Here is a 17,821-nt window from a genome sequence, read left to right as displayed (position 1 = left end):
GCAAGCAGTCTCCGTACAACCCGGGAGAGATGTAGATGTCCGTATCGGACGAGACCAGCACCGTCACCGACGGCATCATCCTGACCGACGCCGCCGCGTCCAAGGTCAAGGCGCTGCTCGACCAGGAAGGCCGCGAAGACCTCGCGCTGCGGGTCGCCGTCCAGCCCGGCGGCTGCTCCGGCCTGCGCTACCAGCTCTTCTTCGACGAGCGCGCCCTCGACGGCGACGTCGAGAAGGACTTCGGCGGTGTGAAGGTGGTCACCGACCGCATGAGCGCCCCGTACCTGGGCGGTGCCACGATCGACTTCGTGGACACCATCGAGAAGCAGGGCTTCACGATCGACAACCCGAACGCGACGGGCTCCTGCGCCTGCGGCGACTCCTTCAGCTGAGCCTGCCGAGCCGCTCCGGCGGCCGCGGACACGACGAAGGCGGCGGCCCCCTCAGGGGGGCCGCCGCCTTCGCGCTGCGTCTTTCGGCCTACCGCTCCTGCGTCGGGGGAGCCGGCAGCCGCGCGCCCTCCTTCGCCAGCGGCACCGCCTTGCCGTCCGCGTTCACGACGGCCCGGTCACCGAGCGGCTCGTCCAGCCGCACGGTCTTCTGGAACTGCTTGGCGATCATGACGCAGACCTTGTCCGGCCACGGGGTCGACGTCACGGTGACCGTCACCTCGTCGCCCTTCTCGCTCGCCTTCACGTCGTAGTCCGCGCACACGCCGCCCGTGAAGGTCACCGTCAGCTCCGCGCCCTCGGCCCGGTAGCCGTCCACCTTCACCTCGCGTGGCCCGGGAGCCGACGTCGGCCGGTCACTCGGCGCGCTCGGCTCGGGCGAGGCCAGGTACTTCGGCTCCACCGCCGGGTACGTCACCGTGAACGGGTCCTTCGCACCCGGCGCCGTCACCTCGAACAGCCAGGACGGCACCAGCGCCCGCCGTCCGTCCACGTCGTGCGCGGCCAGCCCGAACACCGCCTTCTCGACCGTCACGGTGTCCTGCTCGGGAGCGCCGCTCGCCGGCTGCCCGCAGGGCTGCTCCAGCCGGTCCTTCAGCGGCACGGGGCTGGCGCAGCCACCGATGCCCATGCGGTGGTCGCCCTTCGGCTGCCCTTCCATCAGCTTCAGAGCCTTCCCGGCACCGACCACGGGGTAGGTGTCGCCCTTCACCGGCGCCGCCAGATGTCCGCTGCCGCCGACGACCTCGCCGTCCGCGCCGACCGTGATCCCGGTCGTCCAGCCGTATGTGGGCAGTCCGCCGACCGCGGGATCGGCGTTCACCACCCGCTGGGCCCCCATGACCTGGCTCGCGTCGACCTTGGCGTCGAGCTGACCTACCGCCTTCAGCACCGGCGCCGCGGCCTTCTCGGCCGCCTCCTCGCTCACGGGTGTACCGCCGGACCGCGGGGCCGTGCAGGTGGCGGTGCCCTTGCAGTCGTCCGTGCCGGGGGCGTACCGGCTGAACGTCCACGATCCCGGTGCCTGCCGGTTCACCTGGAGGCTCGGCCCGGACCCGTCCTGGCCCCCGATCCTCCAGGCCTCGCCCTGCGCCACCGGCGCCCCCTCGACCCCGAGGGCCTTCGCCAGCCGGGCCACGTCCGCCTTGCCGACCTCGCCCCGCGCCCGGTACACCGGCGCCTCGCCGGGGCCATCGGGCAGGGTGGTGTCGACGCGGTAGGTGGCGCCGTAGGGGTTGGGCTCGCCGGGCGCGATGCCGTTGCCGCCGCCGGCGGTGGACTCCGAGTAGCCGTCGAGCGCGAGGGGCGGGGGAGTGCCGTCCCCACCGGGCGCACCGGACGTCGCGCCGCCGCCCGGCCCACCGGCGGCGTTGGAAGCGAGCCAGGCCCCGCCACCGCCGATCAGCAGCACGGCGGCGGCGACGGAGGCGATGATCGCGGGCGTGCGGGGACGGCCACCGCCGTGGCGGGCCAGGTCCTCTTCGTCCCGGGGGACATCACCCACCTGCGCCGGAGCGGCACCGGTACGGGCTTCCTCCTCGACGCCCACGGCGTCCGCGGCGACTTCGCCCGCCGGGACCGGGGCCGGCTCGGCGTCGTCCCGCGAGCCCCCGGGCGTACCGGCCTCCGGGGAACTCGGCTCGTCGGCCGCCGGGGCCGCCTCGCCCTCGCTGCCCCCTTCGGCCCGCGCATCCTCACCCGTCGCCTCAAGCGCCTCTGAGGCCTCGGGGGTCTCTGTGGCCTCGGCCGCCTCAGTGGCCTCCGTTGTCTCGTCGGAGTCAGCGGCACCCGGCGACACCCCGGCCTCGGCCGGCACCTCGGCGTCTGCCGACGCCTCGGCCCCCGCCGGAGTCCCGGCGCCGGCCGTCCCCGGCTCCTCGGCCTTCGGGGCGTCCGCGGTGGCGCCGGCCGCTTCCCTGGCGTCGGCGTCGTTGTCGGGTCGCTCGGTGTTCACCGCATCGCTCCTTCGGCTGCACAGCTGTCCCATGGGACCCTGCCCGGTCGCACACGGACCGCTGGTGGGTCGTATCCCGCCTCCCCTTTACGGGGGACAGCGATGGGACGCAGCGGGGGAGCACACGGTTCCCGCGTGTGCGCCGGTCAGTCCCCGTAGTCGGACATGGCGTCGAGCAGCCGCGCCGACGCGGGGGGTACGGACACGCCGTGGATCAGGGCCGGGGAGACCGGCCGGGAAGCGACCCGGGGCACCGCCCAGTGCGGAGCCATCCGCGCCCCGTCACCCGGCAGCGACGCCAGATCGCCTTCGAGATCGACCGGAACGGGCGCATGGACCTTGAGGTTCGTCATAGCGGCACCGTATGCACGGCCGAGCTCACCGAGAAAGATCTACTATCGGGTAGTTTCGCTGCCTTCAGCGCTGCCGGCCCACCCGATAGCGTGAACCGTCAAGGTCCGCCTCCCTCAGGAGAATCCACGCCGTGCGCATCGCAGTCACCGGCTCCATCGCCACCGACCACCTCATGACCTTCCCCGGCCGCTTCGCCGACCAGTTCGTAGCGGACCAGCTGCACACGGTCTCGCTGTCGTTCCTGGTCGACAAGCTGGACGTCCGCCGCGGCGGCGTCGCCGCGAACATCGCGTTCGGCATGGGGCAGCTCGGCACCCACCCGATCCTGGTCGGCGCGGCGGGCGCGGACTTCGACGAGTACCGGGCCTGGCTCGACCGGCACGGCGTCGACACGGAGTCCGTCCGCATCTCCGACACGCTGCACACCGCTCGCTTCGTCTGCACGACCGACGCCGACCACAACCAGATCGGCTCCTTCTACACCGGTGCCATGAGCGAGGCCCGCCTCATCGAGCTGAAGACCGTCGCCGACCGCGTGGGCGGGCTCGACCTGGTGTCCATCGGCGCCGACGACCCGGAGGCCATGCTCCGGCACACCGAGGAGTGCCGCTCCCGGAAGATCGCGTTCGCCGCCGACTTCTCCCAGCAGATCGCCCGGATGGACGGCGAGGAGATCCGCATCCTGCTCGACGGGGCGACCTACCTCTTCTCCAACGAGTACGAGAAGGGCCTCATCGAGTCCAAGACCGGCTGGAGCGACGCGGAGATCCTCTCCCGCGTGGGCCACCGGGTGACCACCCTCGGCGCGCGCGGCGTACGCATCGAGCGGGCCGGCGAGGACCCCATCGAGGTGGGCACGCCCGACGAGGAGCGCAAGGCCGACCCGACGGGCGTCGGCGACGCCTTCCGGGCCGGGTTCCTCTCCGGTCTGGCCTGGGGGGTCTCCCTGGAGCGTGCCGCGCAGGTCGGCTGCATGCTGGCGACCCTCGTCATCGAGACGGTGGGCACGCAGGAGTACCAGCTGCGGCGCGGGCACTTCATGGAGCGGTTCACCAAGGCGTACGGGGACGAGGCCGCGGAAGAGGTTCGTGGTCATCTCGGCTGATGTGCCGTCTGCGGGGGTGTGGGGGCTGGTCGCGCCCCCGCGGCGGCGGCCGCATGTCGACACAGCCCCGCACCCCCGAGGCGTTCAGCTCACCCGGCGGACCACGTACGCCGTTCCCTTTTCCGCCGGCTCCTCGCCCACGTACTCCTGGCCCCGCATCTCGCACCACGCCGGGATGTCCAGGCGGGCGGCCTCGTCGTCCGACAGGACCCGGACCAGGCCGCCGACGGGGACGTCACCGATGACCTTGGCGAGTTCGATGACCGGGATCGGGCACCTCTTGCCCAGGGAGTCCACGACGAGCACGTCGGCCTCCCGCACCACCGTCTCCGAGACCGGCGCCCCCAGCTTCTCCCGCACCGCAGCCACCGCCCGGGGAAGCACCTCCAGGAACCTCTCCACATCCTCCTCGGCCGCCCCGAGCGGCAGCGAGACCCGCACATTCCCTTCACTCAGCACGCCCATCGCCCGCAGCACATGGCTCGGCGTCAGCGTGCTGCTCGTGCAGGACGATCCGGACGAGACCGAGAAACCCTCGCGGTCCAGCTCGTGCAGCAGCGCCTCGCCGTCGACGTAGAGACAGGAGAAGGTGACGATCCCGGGCAGCCGGCGCTCCGGATCACCCACGACCTCGACGTCGGTCACCAGGCGCGGCACCCGCGCCCGGATCCGGTCCGTCAGCTCCCGCAGGCGCACCGCCTCCTCGGCCGCCTCGGCCCGTACGGCCCTGAGCGACGCGGCCGCCGCCACGATCGCCGGGAGGTTCTCGAAACCGGGCGCCCGCCCCGACTCCCGCTCGTCCACCGGCCCTTGCGCCGCGAACCGCACCCCCTTGCGCACGACCAGCAGCCCCACCCCGGACGGCCCGCCCCACTTGTGCGCACTGCCCGTGAGCAGCGACCAGCCCCCTTCCACCGGCCCCCATCCCAGGGACTGCGCCGCGTCCACCAGCAACGGCACCCCGGCCTCCCGGCACAGCTCCGCCACCGCCGTGACCGGCTGCTCCGTGCCCACCTCGTGGTTGGCCGACTGCAGACACGCCAGCGCCGTGTCCGCGCGCAGGGCCTCGCCGTAGACGACCGGGTCCACCGCCCCGCCCCGGTCGACGGACACCTCCGTGAGGGTCCCCCCGGCCGCCTCGTGCAGCTCGGCCGAATGGAGGACAGAAGAGTGTTCGACCGCTGACACGATCAGGTGGCGCCCGACGCGTCTGCGACCGGCCAGCGCCCCGGCAATCCCCGTGTGCACGGCACGGGTTCCGGACGAGGTGAAGGTCAGTTCGTCCGGCCGGCATCCCACCGCCTCGGCAGCGGCCTCCCGTGCCGCGTCCAGCAGCACCCGGGCCCGCCGCCCCTCCCGGTACAGCCGCGCAGGATCCGCCCACCCTTCATCGAGCGAGGCCAGCAGAGCCTGCCGGGCAACAGGATGAAGGGGAGCACCGGAAGCAGCATCGAAGTAACCCACAGGGCAACGCTAGAACGCCCAGCGCACAGACGTCCCCCAAGGGGCGCGGGGAACGGCGCGAACAGCCACAAAACACCCGCAGCCGCCAATTCAGCGAACCACCCGACTGAGTAGGCACCCCTCCCCGAGAACCCCCGGAGGGCGTCGGCTAGGGTTTGGTCCGCATAAACATCCAAACCCCTGCCCGACGCAGGGCCGCGACCGACCAGCGAGAAGGCCAGGCCGCAGCCGATCCGCGCGGGCGAGACTCTCGGGAAGGCGCTACGTGAGTCCCAACGGCTCCGACCGCTCGCCGCGGCGCCCGATGCGGCGGAAGCTGCTGCAGGCACTGACCGCGGGCCTGGTCTTGGCGACAGCCACCGGTTGCTCGTACAACTGGGAAGACTTCCCCCGCCTTGGTATGCCCACCCCGACCACGGAAGAGGCTCCGCGGATCCTCTCCCTGTGGCAGGGTTCCTGGGCGGCTGCGCTCGCCGTCGGCGTGCTGGTGTGGGGTCTGATCCTGTGGAGTGCTTTCTTCCACCGGCGCAGCCGCACCAAGGTCGAAGTTCCTCCGCAGACCCGGTACAACATGCCCATCGAGGCGCTGTACACCGTGGTCCCGCTCATCATCGTCTCGGTGCTGTTCTACTTCACCGCCCGTGACGAGTCCGAGCTGCTCAGCCTCAAGAAGAAGCCCGACGTCACGGTCAACGTGGTCGGCTTCCAGTGGAGCTGGTGCTTCAACTACATCGAGCCGGTCGCCGGTTCCACCGGGGACGCCAAGACCTCGAAGGACCTGGACGCGATCCCGGACCGGTTCAAGAAGGACTTCCCGGCAGGCGCCGGCGGTGTCAACGACTGCGGCACCCCGGGCACGCGGAACCCGCAGACGGGCAACCCGGGCCCGACCCTGTGGCTGCCCAAGGGCAAGACGGTCCGCTTCATCCTCACCTCGCGTGACGTCATCCACTCCTTCTGGGTGGTGCCGTTCCTCATGAAGCAGGACGTCATCCCGGGCCACACCAACGCCTTCGAGGTGACCCCCAACAAGGAGGGCACCTTCATGGGCAAGTGCGCCGAGCTCTGCGGCGTCGACCACTCTCGGATGCTGTTCAACGTGAAGGTCGTCTCCCCCGAGCGCTACGAGCAGCACCTCAAGGACCTCGTGGACAAGCAGCAGAACGGTTACGTTCCTGCCGGCATCGCGCAGACGAGCCACGAGAAGAACCGGGAGACGAACAACCTGTGAGCATCCTCAACGAACCCCAGGGTGCCGCGGCAGCAGGGTCCCACTACCAGGACGAGCTGCCGGTCAGGCGCCAGAACCGCGGCAGTGTCGTGGTCAAGTGGCTGACGACGACGGACCACAAGACGATCGGCACGATGTACCTCGCCACGTCTTTCGCGTTCTTCGTCATCGGTGGCGTGATGGCGCTGCTCATGCGCGCCGAGCTCGCCCGGCCTGGTCTGCAGATCATGTCGAACGAGCAGTTCAACCAGGCGTTCACGATGCACGGCACGATCATGCTGCTGATGTTCGCGACGCCGCTGTTCGCCGGCTTCGCGAACTGGATCATGCCGCTCCAGATCGGCGCGCCGGACGTGGCCTTCCCCCGGCTGAACATGTTCGCCTACTGGCTCTACCTGTTCGGCTCGCTCATCGCGGTCGGTGGCTTCCTCACCCCGCAGGGCGCGGCCGACTTCGGCTGGTTCGCCTACAGCCCCCTGTCGGACGCCGTCCGCTCCCCGGGCATCGGCGCCGACATGTGGATCATGGGCCTGGCCTTCTCCGGCTTCGGCACCATCCTCGGCTCGGTCAACTTCATCACCACGATCATCTGCATGCGCGCCCCGGGCATGACGATGTTCCGCATGCCGATCTTCGTGTGGAACGTGCTGCTGACCGGTGTCCTGGTCCTGCTGGCCTTCCCGGTCCTGGCCGCGGCCCTGTTCGCCCTGGAGGCGGACCGCAAGTTCGGCGCCCACGTCTTCGACGCCGCCAACGGCGGCGCGTTGCTGTGGCAACACCTCTTCTGGTTCTTCGGCCATCCAGAGGTGTACATCATCGCGCTGCCGTTCTTCGGCATCATCAGTGAGGTCATCCCGGTCTTCTCCCGCAAGCCGATGTTCGGTTACACGGGTCTGATCGGCGCGACCATCGCGATCGCGGGCCTGTCCGTGACGGTGTGGGCCCACCACATGTACGTCACCGGCGGTGTGCTGCTGCCGTTCTTCTCCTTCATGACGTTCCTCATCGCCGTACCCACAGGCGTGAAGTTCTTCAACTGGATCGGCACGATGTGGAAGGGCTCGTTGTCCTTCGAGACACCGATGCTCTGGGCGACCGGCTTCCTGATCACCTTCACCTTCGGTGGTCTGACCGGTGTCATCCTGGCCTCGCCGCCGATGGACTTCCACGTCTCCGACTCGTACTTCGTGGTGGCCCACTTCCACTACGTCGTCTTCGGCACCGTGGTGTTCGCGATGTTCTCCGGCTTCCACTTCTGGTGGCCGAAGTGGACCGGCAAGATGCTGGACGAGCGCCTCGGCAAGATCACTTTCTGGACGCTGTTCATCGGCTTCCACGGCACGTTCCTGGTCCAGCACTGGCTGGGTGCCGAGGGCATGCCGCGTCGTTACGCCGACTACCTGGCGGCCGACGGCTTCACCGCGCTCAACACGATCTCGACGATCAGCTCGTTCCTGCTCGGCATGTCGATCCTGCCGTTCTTCTACAACGTGTGGAAGACGGCCAAGTACGGCAAGCCGGTCGGCGTCGACGACCCGTGGGGCTACGGCCGCTCCCTGGAGTGGGCGACCTCCTGCCCGCCGCCGCGGCACAACTTCATCACCATGCCGCGGATCCGCAGCGAATCCCCGGCGTTCGACCTGCACCACCCGGAGATCGCTGCTCTCGACCAGCTCGAGAACGTGGGCCACGGCGACAAGGCCCTCGCTGGCGGCAAGGAGGCCGGCAAGTGAAGATCCAGGGCAAGATGTTCATGTGGCTGAGCTTCTTCGTCCTCGTCATGGCGGTCGTCTATGGCGTGTGGTCGAAGGAGCCGGCCGGTACCACGGCCCTCTTCCTGACCTTCGGCCTGTGCATCATGATCGGCTTCTACCTCGGCTTCACGGCCAAGCGGGTGGACGTCGGCGCGCAGGACAACAAGGAGGCGGACGTCGCGGACGACGCCGGCGAGGTCGGGTTCTTCAGCCCGCACAGCTGGCAGCCGTTCTCGCTGGCCATCGGTGGTGCCCTGGCCTTCCTGTCGGTCGCCATCGGCTGGTGGCTGATGTACTTCTCGCTGCCGATCATCCTGATCGGCATCTGGGGCTGGGTGTTCGAGTACTACCGCGGTGAGAACCGCACCCAGTAACACGCACCGTGCGCCGAAGGGGCCCGGACACTCCGACAGGAGCGTCCGGGCCCCTTCCTTCTGCCGTCATGGATGTCACTCGTACGAGTCGTTCGGCGTGCCGCTCTTGACGTCCGTTCCTAGCGTGAGGTCATGAGCCACACAGTGATCTCCCGCCCCCGCACCGTCGTCAGTTGCACGCTGCTGGTGATAGCCCTCAGCGCGGGCGTCACCGCCTGCGGCTCCGACGGCAACCCCCTGGCCGCCCGCCCCTACGACGCGGCGGACCAGATCTCCTTCAACGCCCCTGACGGCGACCGCAAGAAGGCGGATCCGGACAAGCCCCTGGAAGTCGTGGAGGACTCCGACGGGCGCATCACGGACGTCACGGCCCACGACGCCTCAGGACGCTACGTGGCGGGCGAACTCGCCGCCGACGGCAGCCGCTGGCACAGCACCTCCCCGCTCGCCGCCAACGCCAGCTACACGGTCCGCGTGAGCACCGAGGACGAGGACGGGGCGCCCGGCCGCAGGGTCGTCACCTTCGACACCGGCAAGCCCACCACCAAGAAGCGCCTGGACGTCACCTTCGGCCCCCAGACGGGCACCTACGGCGTCGGCCAGCCCGTCACGGCCGAGCTGAGCCGGCCCGTCAAGGACAAGGCCCAGCGGGCCGTCGTGGAGCGTGCCCTCAAGGTCTCCTCCACGCCCGCCACGGACGGCGCCTGGCACTGGGTGGACGACAAGAAGCTGCACTACCGCCCGAAGGACTACTGGCCCGCCCAGGCCACCGTCCAGGTCCGCAGCAACCTGCAGGGCATCAAGATCGGCGACCGGATGTGGGGCGGCAAGGCCAAGCCGCTGACCTTCACCACCGCGGACAAGCTCATAGCCGTCACGGACGCCGCCGCCCACCAGATGACCGTCTACAAGAACGACGAGATCATCCGGCAGATACCCGTGACCACGGGCAAGCCCGGCTACGACACCCGCAACGGCGTCAAGGTCGTCCTCGCCAAGGAGGGCACCGTCCGCATGACCAGCGCCAGCATCGGCTCCTCGGACTTCTACGACCTGATCGTCCACCACTCCGTCCGCGTCACCAACAGCGGCGAGTACGTCCACGCCGCCCCCTGGTCCGTCGGCTCCCAGGGCTTCGCCAACGTCAGCCACGGCTGCACCGGCATGAGCACCGAGAACGCCGCCTGGTTCTACGACACCGTCCGCGAGGGCGACATCGTCCAGGTGATCAACTCCGGCGGCGACGAGATGGCGCCGTTCGGCAACGGCTACGGCGACTGGAACCTCGACTGGGCGAAGTGGCGCACCGGCAGCGCCCTCCTCGGCGGCACCCCGGACGGCCCGACAGAGGCCGACAGGGCCCGCCTGAGGCCCCAGAGCGTCTAGACGCCCTCAGGGGCACGTCCCTCAGGGGCGCGGGGAACTGCGCGAACAACCCCCACGCGCCCGCAGTCGCCGAACGACAAGGCGAACCGCCCCCCTAGGCGTTCAAAGCCGCCTTGTCCCGCAACAGAGAAGCCAGCGCGGAGGCGAACTCCACCGGCTCCACCGGCAGGGTCACCGCCGCCTCCGCCCGACTCCACGTCGCCAGCCACGCATCCTGAGGCCGCCCGATCAGCAGCAGCACCGGCGGACACTCGAACACCTCGTCCTTGATCTGCCGGCAGACCCCCATGCCCCCCATCGGCACGGCCTCACCGTCCAGCACACAGACGTCGATCCCACCCCGGTCCAGCTCCGTGAGCACGGCGGCAGGAGTCGCGCACTCCACGAACTCCACCACGGGAACGTCCGGAGCCGGCCTCCGTCCCGTGGCGAGCCGCACCTGCTCGCGGGTGTTGGAGTCGTCGCTGTAGACCAGCACCGTGGCGGTCGGCTGCATTGTTCCTCCGTGACGTCAGCGTCGTAAGGACAGGCCCGTGGGCCGGATGCTACTCCCTTGAACACCACGTCAACACCGGTACGAACGGTGAAGACACTCCGAACGGCACCCCCCGGAGTGAGGGCGGGATAAGCGACCGACATAATGTCGGTCGTGGCGACAGCAACGACAGTAGAAACCGGGCACGCGCACCCGTCGGTCAATCGGCCGAACCTCACCAGCGTCGGAACGATCATCTGGCTGAGTTCCGAGCTGATGTTCTTCGCGGCCCTCTTCGCGATGTACTTCACCCTGCGATCGGTGACGGGTCCCGATCACTGGAAGGAGATGGCCGCCCATCTCAACTTCCCGTTCTCGGCGACGAACACCACCATCCTGGTGCTCTCCTCGCTCACCTGCCAGCTCGGCGTCTTCGCCGCCGAGCGCGGTGACGTGAAGAAGCTCCGGATGTGGTTCATCGTCACGTTCGTGATGGGTGCGATCTTCATCGGCGGTCAGGTCTTCGAGTACACGGAGCTGGTCAAGGACGCGGGCCTGTCCCTGTCCTCCGACCCGTACGGCTCGGTGTTCTACCTGACCACCGGCTTCCACGGCCTGCACGTGACGGGCGGTCTCATCGCCTTCCTGCTGGTCCTGGGCCGGACCTACGCGGCCCGGAGGTTCACCCACGAGCAGGCGACGGCCGCGATCGTCGTGTCCTACTACTGGCACTTCGTCGATGTCGTCTGGATCGGTCTCTTCGCCACGATCTACATGATCAAGTAGCAGGGCCCGCATCCGCGCGTGCTCGACGAAGCGCGCATCCCAGAAGCATCGACGCAGAAGATCCTGACACCGGGGTAATCCGTGAAAAAGCTCTCCGCACGACGACGCCACCCGTTGGCGGCGCTCGTCGTCCTACTCCTCGCGCTGGCATGCACCGGGGGGCTGTACGCCGTGTTCGCACCCGCGGACAAGGCGCAGGCCGACGAAACCGCCCAGTCCCTCACCATCGAGGAGGGCAAGAAGCTCTACTCGGTCGGCTGCGCCAGTTGCCACGGCACCGGCGGTCAGGGCACCTCCGACGGGCCGAGCCTGGTGGGTGTGGGCGCCGCGGCCGTCGACTTCCAGGTGGCCACCGGCCGTATGCCGGCCGCCACCTCCCAGGGCCCCCAGGTCCCGGCGAAGAAGAACATCTACTCGCAGGCCGAGATCGACCAGCTCGCGGCGTTCATCGCCTCGCTGGGCGCCGGTCCGTCCGTCCCGACGGAGGAGCAGTACGGCCCCGAGGGTGCCGACATCGCCAAGGGCGGTGAGCTGTTCCGCACCAACTGCGCGCAGTGCCACAACTTCACCGGCAAGGGCGGCGCGCTGACGCACGGCAAGTACGCGCCGACCCTCGAGGGCGTCTCCCCGAAGCACATCTACGAGGCCATGCAGACCGGCCCGCAGAACATGCCGTCCTTCCCCGACACCACGCTGTCGGAGAAGAACAAGAAGGACATCATCGCGTACCTCGACGCGGTCAACAGCGAAAAGACCGAGAGCCCCGGCGGCCTCGAACTGGGTGGCCTCGGGCCGGTCAGCGAGGGCCTGTTCGGCTGGATCTTCGGTCTCGGCGGTCTGATCGCCGTCGCCGTGTGGGTCGCCGCCCGGACCGCAAAGGCCAAGAAGTCATGAGTAGCCAAGACATTCCAGAAGAGAACCTGCCTGCCGCGCAGTCCGCAGGACATGACGAGCACGGGCACGGCGCGGTGAGCGTCGCGGACGACAAGAACCCGTTCGCCGACCCGGGCCTGCCTCCTCACGAGCACCGAGTCCAGGACATCGACGAGCGGGCCGCCAAGCGGTCCGAGCGTTCGGTCGCCCTGCTGTTCACGGTGTCGATGCTGGCCACCGTCGCCTTCATCGCCTCCTTCGTGGCGATCCCGGTCGACAAGTCGGTCTTCATCTTCCCGCTGGGGCACATCAGCGCGCTGAACTTCGCGCTGGGCCTCTCGCTCGGCATCGCGCTGTTCTGCATCGGTGCCGGCGCCGTCCACTGGGCGCGCACCCTGATGTCCGACGTGGAGGTCGCCGACGAGCGGCACCCCATCGAGGCGTCGCCCGAGGTCCGCGAGAAGGTCTTCGCCGACTTCAAGCAGGGCGCCAAGGAGTCCGCGATCGGCCGCCGCAAGCTGATCCGCAACACCATGCTCGGCGCGCTCACGCTGGTGCCGCTCTCCGGTGTCGTGCTGCTGCGTGACCTCGGTCCGCTGCCGGGCACCAAGCTCCGCCACACGCTGTGGTCCAAGGGCAAGCTGCTCGTCAACATGAACACCAACGAGCCGCTGCGTCCCTCCGACGTCGCGGTCGGTTCGCTGACCTTCGCCAAGCCCGAGGGCCTGGAGGAGCACGACCACGACTTCCAGAACGAGATCGCCAAGGCCGCCCTGATGATCATCCGGATCCAGCCGGAGGACATCAAGGACAAGCGCGAACTCGAGTGGTCGCACCAGGGCATCGTCGCGTACTCGAAGATCTGCACCCACGTCGGTTGCCCGATCTCCCTGTACGAGCAGCAGACGCACCACGTGCTCTGCCCGTGCCACCAGTCCACCTTCGACCTCTCCGACGGTGCCCGAGTGATCTTCGGTCCCGCCGGTCACGCCCTGCCGCAGCTCCGCATCGGCGTGAACGACGAGGGCTACCTCGAGGCGCTCGGCGACTTCGAAGAGCCCGTCGGCCCTGCTTTCTGGGAGCGCGGATGAGCACTGCACAGACACGCCGCAAGGCGCCCGCGGGTGAGCGGGTCGCCGACTGGGCCGACGGCCGCCTCGGGATCTACTCCCTGGCCAAGGCCAACATGCGCAAGATCTTCCCGGACCACTGGTCCTTCATGCTCGGTGAGATCTGCCTCTACAGCTTCATCATCATCATCCTCACGGGTGTGTACCTGACGCTGTTCTTCCACCCGTCGATGAACGAGGTGGAGTACCACGGCAGTTACGTCCCGCTCCAGGGGCAGCTGATGTCGGAGGCGTTCGCCTCCACCCTGGACATCAGCTTCGACGTCCGCGGCGGTCTGCTCATCCGGCAGATCCACCACTGGGCGGCGATCATCTTCCTCGCCGGCATGTTCGTGCACATGATGCGCGTCTTCTTCACCGGCGCGTTCCGCAAGCCGCGCGAGATCAACTGGCTGTTCGGCTTCCTGCTGTTCGTCCTGGGCATGTTCACCGGCTTCACCGGCTACTCGCTCCCGGACGACCTGCTCTCCGGCACCGGTGTCCGCTTCACGCAGGGCGCGATCCTGTCCGTGCCGATCGTCGGCACGTACATCTCGATGTTCCTGTTCGGCGGGGAGTTCCCGGGCACCGACTTCGTCGCCCGGTTCTACTCGATCCACATCCTGCTGCTGCCGGGCATCATGCTCGGGCTCGTGGTCGGCCACCTGATCCTGGTCTTCTACCACAAGCACACCCAGTTCGCGGGTCCCGGCCGGACCAACAAGAACGTCGTCGGCATGCCGCTGCTGCCGGTCTACATGGCCAAGGCCGGAGGCTTCTTCTTCCTGGTCTTCGGTGCCATCGCGGCCCTGGCCGGCATCGCGACGATCAACCCGATCTGGGTCCTCGGCCCGTACCGGCCCGACCAGGTGTCGACCGGTGCCCAGCCCGACTGGTACATGGGCTTCGCCGAGGGTCTGATCCGTGCCATGCCGGGCTGGGAGATCAACCTCTGGGGTCACACGCTCGTCCTGGGCGTGTTCATCCCGCTGGTGCTCTTCGGTGTCTTCCTCGCGATCATCGCCCTCTACCCGTTCATCGAGTCGTGGGTCACCGGGGACAAGCGCGAGCACCACATCCTGGACCGGCCGCGCAACGCCCCGACCCGCACCGGTGTCGGTGTCGCGTGGGTCACCGGCTACATCATCATGCTGATCGGCGGTGGCAACGACATCGTCGCCACGCACTTCCACCTGTCGATCAACTCGGTGACCTGGTTCGTCCGGATCGGGTTCTTCCTCGGCCCGGTCATCGCCTTCGTCGTCACCAAGCGCATCTGCCTCGGCCTGCAGCGCCGGGACAAGGAGAAGGTGCTGCACGGCCGCGAGTCGGGCATCATCAAGCGCCTGCCGCACGGTGAGTTCATCGAGGTGCACGAGCCGCTCAGCCAGGAGCAGATGTACACGCTCACGGCGCACGAGCAGTACAAGCCCGCCGAGATCGGCCCGACGGTCGACGAGAACGGTGTCGAGCGCAAGGTGAAGGGCTCCGAGAAGCTGCGCGCCAAGCTCAGCGACGCCTACTACGGCGAGGGCTCCCAGATCCCGAAGCCCACCGCCGAGGAGTACCGGGAGATCACGAGCGGCCACGGCCACCACTGATCACTGCTTCGCCACGCCACAGAAGGGCCCCGTCCGACGTTCGGACGGGGCCCTTCGTGCAGCCCCCGGGCTGGATAGGGTGGACCTCGTTGAGACTCTCGTCCCGCAGTGCGGGACGCCTGACCCTGGAGCGGCTTATGAGCGCTGTGACCCCCGCTGGAGGCGACACCGCGGCGGGCCGCTCCTGGCCCCTGCTGCTGAACGGCCTGCTGGACGGCAGGCACCTGAGCGCGGACGACACCGCCTGGGCGATGGACCGGATCATGCGCGGCGAGGCGACCGAGGCACAGATCGCCGGGTTCGTCGTGGCCCTGCGCGCCAAGGGCGAGACCGTCGAGGAGATCAACGGCCTCGTCCGCACGATGTACGCGCACGCCAACGTCATCGAGGTGCCCGGGGCGACGGTCGACATCGTCGGCACCGGCGGCGACGGCGCGAAGACGGTCAACATCTCCACGATGTCCTCCATCGTCGTCGCCGGCACCGGCGCCAAGGTCGTCAAGCACGGCAACCGGGCCGCGTCCTCGGCGTCCGGGGCCTCCGACGTGCTGGAGAAGCTCGGGGTCAACCTGGAGCTGCCGCTGCACCGGGTCGCGGAGGTCGCCGACGAGGCCGGGATCACCTTCTGCTTCGCGGTGAAGTTCCACCCGGCGCTGCGCCACGCGGGCGCCGCCCGCGGCCAGTTGGGCATCCGCACGGTGTTCAACGCCCTCGGCCCGCTCACCAACCCGGCCCGCGTCCGCGCCCAGGCCGTCGGCGTGGCGGACCCCCGCATGGCGCCGATCGTCGCGGGCGTCTTCGCCGAGCGCGGCAACTCGTCCCTGGTCTTCCGGGGCGACGACGGCCTCGACGAGCTGACCACCACGGCCACCTCGCGGGTGTGGACCGTCCGGGACGGCAAGGTGACCGAGGAGGCCTTCGACCCGCGTGACGTGGGCCTCGAACTCGTTCCCGTGGAGGCGCTGCGCGGCGCGGACGCCTCCTACAACGCCGAGGTCGCCCGTCGGCTGCTGGACGGCGAGACAGGACCGGTCCGCGAGGCGGTCCTGCTGAACTCGGCGGCGGCCCTGGTGGCCCTGGAGCCCACCGCGGCGCCCCTGGCCGAGCAGATCGCCGCCGGGATGGCGAAGGCGGCCGAGTCGATCGACTCGGGGGCGGCCAAGCGCACGCTGGAGCGCTGGGTGGCCGCGAGCAACGCGTAACGGACCTCGCAGGCCAAGGGACAGGCGTCCCGCGATCCGGACTCGGGTTGCGGGACGCCGATCTCTTCGCGTACGTTCCTGAACAGGTCATGAGTGACAGTCATGAGGCCCCGGCCGACTGTCCGGCAACCCTCCGTCCGTGGCGGGGTGCCCCGGGTGAAGACCGGGCCGCAGGCAGCGAGGTCTGCGGCAAGCGCGTGACGAGGAGTCTTCCGTGAACCAGCGAATGCGATAGGGCCGCAGAGCCCCGCCTCCGCATCCCCTTTTCCTTTCACCCCCGCTCGAGCCGTACGCGCTCGCGGGCGGATTCCACCTGCTGTCACGGGAGTTCCGTCATGTCTGTCTCCACCCTTGCCGCCGACCGCTCCGTTTGTGCCCCGCTGCCCGTTCTGGGGCGGGACGTCACCGTGCCGCTCGTGACCGGAGGTGAGGTCACCTACGCCGCGCTCGACTACGCCGCCAGCGCCCCTGCGCTCCAGCGGGTCTGGGACGACGTCGCCGCCTACGCGCCGTACTACGGCAGCGTGCACCGCGGGGCCGGGTACCTGTCCCAGCTGTCGACCGACCTGTTCGAGAACGCCCGCCGGACCGTGGCCGAGTTCCTCGGCTGCCGTGAGGACGACCAGGTCGTGTTCACCCGCTCGACCACCGACTCCCTCAACCTCCTGAGCGCCGCGCTCCCCGCCGACTGCCAGGTCTTCGTCTTCGAGACCGAGCACCACGCCTCCCTGCTGCCCTGGCAGGAGGCCCGGGTCACCTACCTGGACGCCCCGCGCACCCCGCGGCAGGCCGTCGAGACCCTGGAGCGTGCCCTGGCCGACCGTGACCCCTACGGACCGGCGCTGGTCTGCGTCACCGGCGCCTCGAACGTCACCGGCGAGCTGTGGCCCGTGCGGGAGCTCGCGGCGGCCGCGCACGCCCACGGTGCGCGGATCGTGCTGGACGCCGCCCAGCTGGCCCCCCATCACCCCGTGTCCGTCGCGGACCTCGACGTCGACTGGGTCGCCTTCTCCGGGCACAAGCTGTACGCGCCCTTCGGCACGGGCGTCCTGGCCGGACGCGCCGACTGGCTGCGCGCGGCCGAGCCGTACCTCGCGGGCGGCGGCGCCAGCCGCAAGGTCAGCCGGCGCGAGGACGGGGGAGTGGACGTGGAGTGGCACGACAGCGCCGCGCGCCACGAGGCCGGCTCGCCCAACGTGATCGGTGCCTACGCCGTCGCCTCGGCCTGCAAGGCGCTGACCGAGGCGGGCTTCGACACCCTCGTCGCCCGTGAGCAGCACCTGGTCCGCACGGTGCGCGACGGTCTCGCCGACGTGCCCGAGGTGCGCTTCCTGTCCCTCTTCGGGGACGACGCGCCGCGCGTCGGCGTGCTCTCCTTCGTCGTCGAGGGATGGAACAGCTCCCACTTCGCCGCCGCCCTGTCCGCCGAGTACGGCATCGGCGTACGGGACGGGTTGTTCTGCGCCCACCCGCTGCTGCGCACGCTGCTCGGCAGCGACCCGCAGGCGCAGGGCGAGTGCGGGTCGCCCGAGGCCGCCCCCGGGGAGAAGTCGCTCAACGCCATCCGGGTCAGCTTCGGCGCCGGCACGCCCGACGAGCACGTGGAGCGGTTCGTGCGGGCGGTGAAGGAGCTCGTGACGGACGGCGCGAAGTGGAACTACCGCACGCAGGACGGCCGCTGCGTGCCGGACACCTCCGCCTGAG

At 69.5% G+C, this 17,821-nt stretch carries 16 protein-coding genes and 1 riboswitch; of the genes, 12 read left to right on the top strand and 4 right to left on the bottom strand.

What is annotated here, in order from left to right; genetic code table 11:
* The first annotated feature begins 35 nt into the window (after positions 1-35).
* Positions 36-392 carry a HesB/IscA family protein gene (locus ADK65_RS21515; RefSeq protein WP_031109243.1) on the top strand — a complete coding sequence of 119 codons (357 nt, stop codon included), beginning with the start codon at positions 36-38 and terminating at the stop codon, positions 390-392.
* Positions 393-480: 88 nt separating this feature from the next.
* Here ADK65_RS21515 and ADK65_RS21510 read toward each other — a convergent pair whose 3' ends face one another.
* Together ADK65_RS21510 and ADK65_RS21505 are read right to left on the bottom strand one after the other, a co-directional pair.
* Positions 481-2,403, bottom strand: a complete 1,923-nt coding sequence (locus ADK65_RS21510) for a hypothetical protein (protein WP_053671967.1) — start codon at positions 2,401-2,403, stop codon at positions 481-483.
* Between the two features lie 146 nt (positions 2,404-2,549).
* A complete protein-coding gene (locus tag ADK65_RS21505) occupies positions 2,550-2,756 on the bottom strand; it encodes a hypothetical protein (RefSeq protein ID WP_053671966.1) in 207 nt (68 codons plus the stop codon).
* Between the two features lie 131 nt (positions 2,757-2,887).
* Here ADK65_RS21505 and ADK65_RS21500 point away from each other — a divergent pair, with 131 nt between their 5' ends.
* Positions 2,888-3,862 (top strand): carbohydrate kinase family protein, encoded by a 975-nt coding sequence (locus ADK65_RS21500; RefSeq protein WP_053671965.1) that lies wholly within the window; start codon positions 2,888-2,890, stop codon positions 3,860-3,862.
* 84 nt (positions 3,863-3,946) lie between these two features.
* Here the strand turns inward: ADK65_RS21500 and ADK65_RS21495 are convergent, their stop codons facing one another.
* Entirely contained in the window at positions 3,947-5,326 is a 1,380-nt protein-coding gene (locus ADK65_RS21495) for a cysteine desulfurase/sulfurtransferase TusA family protein (protein WP_053671964.1), read from the bottom strand.
* A gap of 265 nt (positions 5,327-5,591) precedes the next feature.
* On the opposite strand from ADK65_RS21495, the gene coxB reads away from it, so the two are divergent.
* From coxB to ADK65_RS21475, 4 genes are all read left to right on the top strand, one after another.
* Positions 5,592-6,557: a cytochrome c oxidase subunit II gene (coxB, locus tag ADK65_RS21490; protein ID WP_053671963.1), complete on the top strand. Its 966-nt coding sequence runs from the start codon at positions 5,592-5,594 to the stop codon at positions 6,555-6,557.
* Positions 6,554-8,290 carry a cytochrome c oxidase subunit I gene (ctaD, locus tag ADK65_RS21485; RefSeq protein ID WP_053671962.1) on the top strand — a complete coding sequence of 579 codons (1,737 nt, stop codon included), beginning with the start codon at positions 6,554-6,556 and terminating at the stop codon, positions 8,288-8,290. The genes coxB and ctaD overlap by 4 nt, the downstream gene beginning before the upstream one ends.
* The gene (locus ADK65_RS21480; protein WP_053671961.1) at positions 8,287-8,685 is read left to right on the top strand and encodes a cytochrome c oxidase subunit 4; all 399 of its coding nucleotides are present in this window, start codon (positions 8,287-8,289) and stop codon (positions 8,683-8,685) included. Before ctaD ends, ADK65_RS21480 begins: the two co-directional genes overlap by 4 nt.
* A gap of 132 nt (positions 8,686-8,817) precedes the next feature.
* On the top strand, positions 8,818-10,071 hold the full coding sequence (locus tag ADK65_RS21475) for a L,D-transpeptidase (protein WP_053671960.1): 1,254 nt from the start codon (positions 8,818-8,820) through the stop codon (positions 10,069-10,071).
* Positions 10,072-10,165: 94 nt separating this feature from the next.
* Here the strand turns inward: ADK65_RS21475 and ADK65_RS21470 are convergent, their stop codons facing one another.
* Positions 10,166-10,567 carry a response regulator transcription factor gene (locus ADK65_RS21470; protein WP_053671959.1) on the bottom strand — a complete coding sequence of 134 codons (402 nt, stop codon included), beginning with the start codon at positions 10,565-10,567 and terminating at the stop codon, positions 10,166-10,168.
* 144 nt (positions 10,568-10,711) lie between these two features.
* Between ADK65_RS21470 and ADK65_RS21465 the strand changes: the two genes are divergently transcribed.
* From ADK65_RS21465 to ADK65_RS21440, 6 genes are all read left to right on the top strand, one after another.
* Complete coding sequence (locus ADK65_RS21465) at positions 10,712-11,332, top strand: cytochrome c oxidase subunit 3 (RefSeq protein WP_020272940.1); 621 nt, start codon at positions 10,712-10,714, stop codon at positions 11,330-11,332.
* 81 nt (positions 11,333-11,413) lie between these two features.
* The gene (locus ADK65_RS21460) at positions 11,414-12,226 is read left to right on the top strand and encodes a c-type cytochrome (RefSeq protein ID WP_053671958.1); all 813 of its coding nucleotides are present in this window, start codon (positions 11,414-11,416) and stop codon (positions 12,224-12,226) included.
* The gene (locus ADK65_RS21455; RefSeq protein WP_053671957.1) at positions 12,223-13,296 is read left to right on the top strand and encodes a ubiquinol-cytochrome c reductase iron-sulfur subunit; all 1,074 of its coding nucleotides are present in this window, start codon (positions 12,223-12,225) and stop codon (positions 13,294-13,296) included. Before ADK65_RS21460 ends, ADK65_RS21455 begins: the two co-directional genes overlap by 4 nt.
* Positions 13,293-14,915: a cytochrome b gene (locus tag ADK65_RS21450; protein WP_053671956.1), complete on the top strand. Its 1,623-nt coding sequence runs from the start codon at positions 13,293-13,295 to the stop codon at positions 14,913-14,915. The genes ADK65_RS21455 and ADK65_RS21450 overlap by 4 nt, the downstream gene beginning before the upstream one ends.
* 137 nt (positions 14,916-15,052) lie before the next feature.
* Complete coding sequence (gene trpD / locus ADK65_RS21445; protein ID WP_053671955.1) at positions 15,053-16,117, top strand: anthranilate phosphoribosyltransferase; 1,065 nt, start codon at positions 15,053-15,055, stop codon at positions 16,115-16,117.
* Between the two features lie 85 nt (positions 16,118-16,202).
* Positions 16,203-16,319: riboswitch (SAM riboswitch) on the top strand.
* A 133-nt stretch (positions 16,320-16,452) separates the two neighbouring features.
* Complete coding sequence (locus ADK65_RS21440; RefSeq protein ID WP_053671954.1) at positions 16,453-17,820, top strand: aminotransferase class V-fold PLP-dependent enzyme; 1,368 nt, start codon at positions 16,453-16,455, stop codon at positions 17,818-17,820.
* Position 17,821: the final 1 nt, after the last annotated feature.

Source organism: Streptomyces sp. NRRL B-1140, assembly GCF_001280065.1.
Classification (GTDB): Bacteria; Actinomycetota; Actinomycetes; order Streptomycetales; family Streptomycetaceae; genus Streptomyces.
The sequence above is the reverse complement of the archived record's forward strand: the minus strand, read 5'-3'. Positions and strand labels throughout refer to the sequence as shown.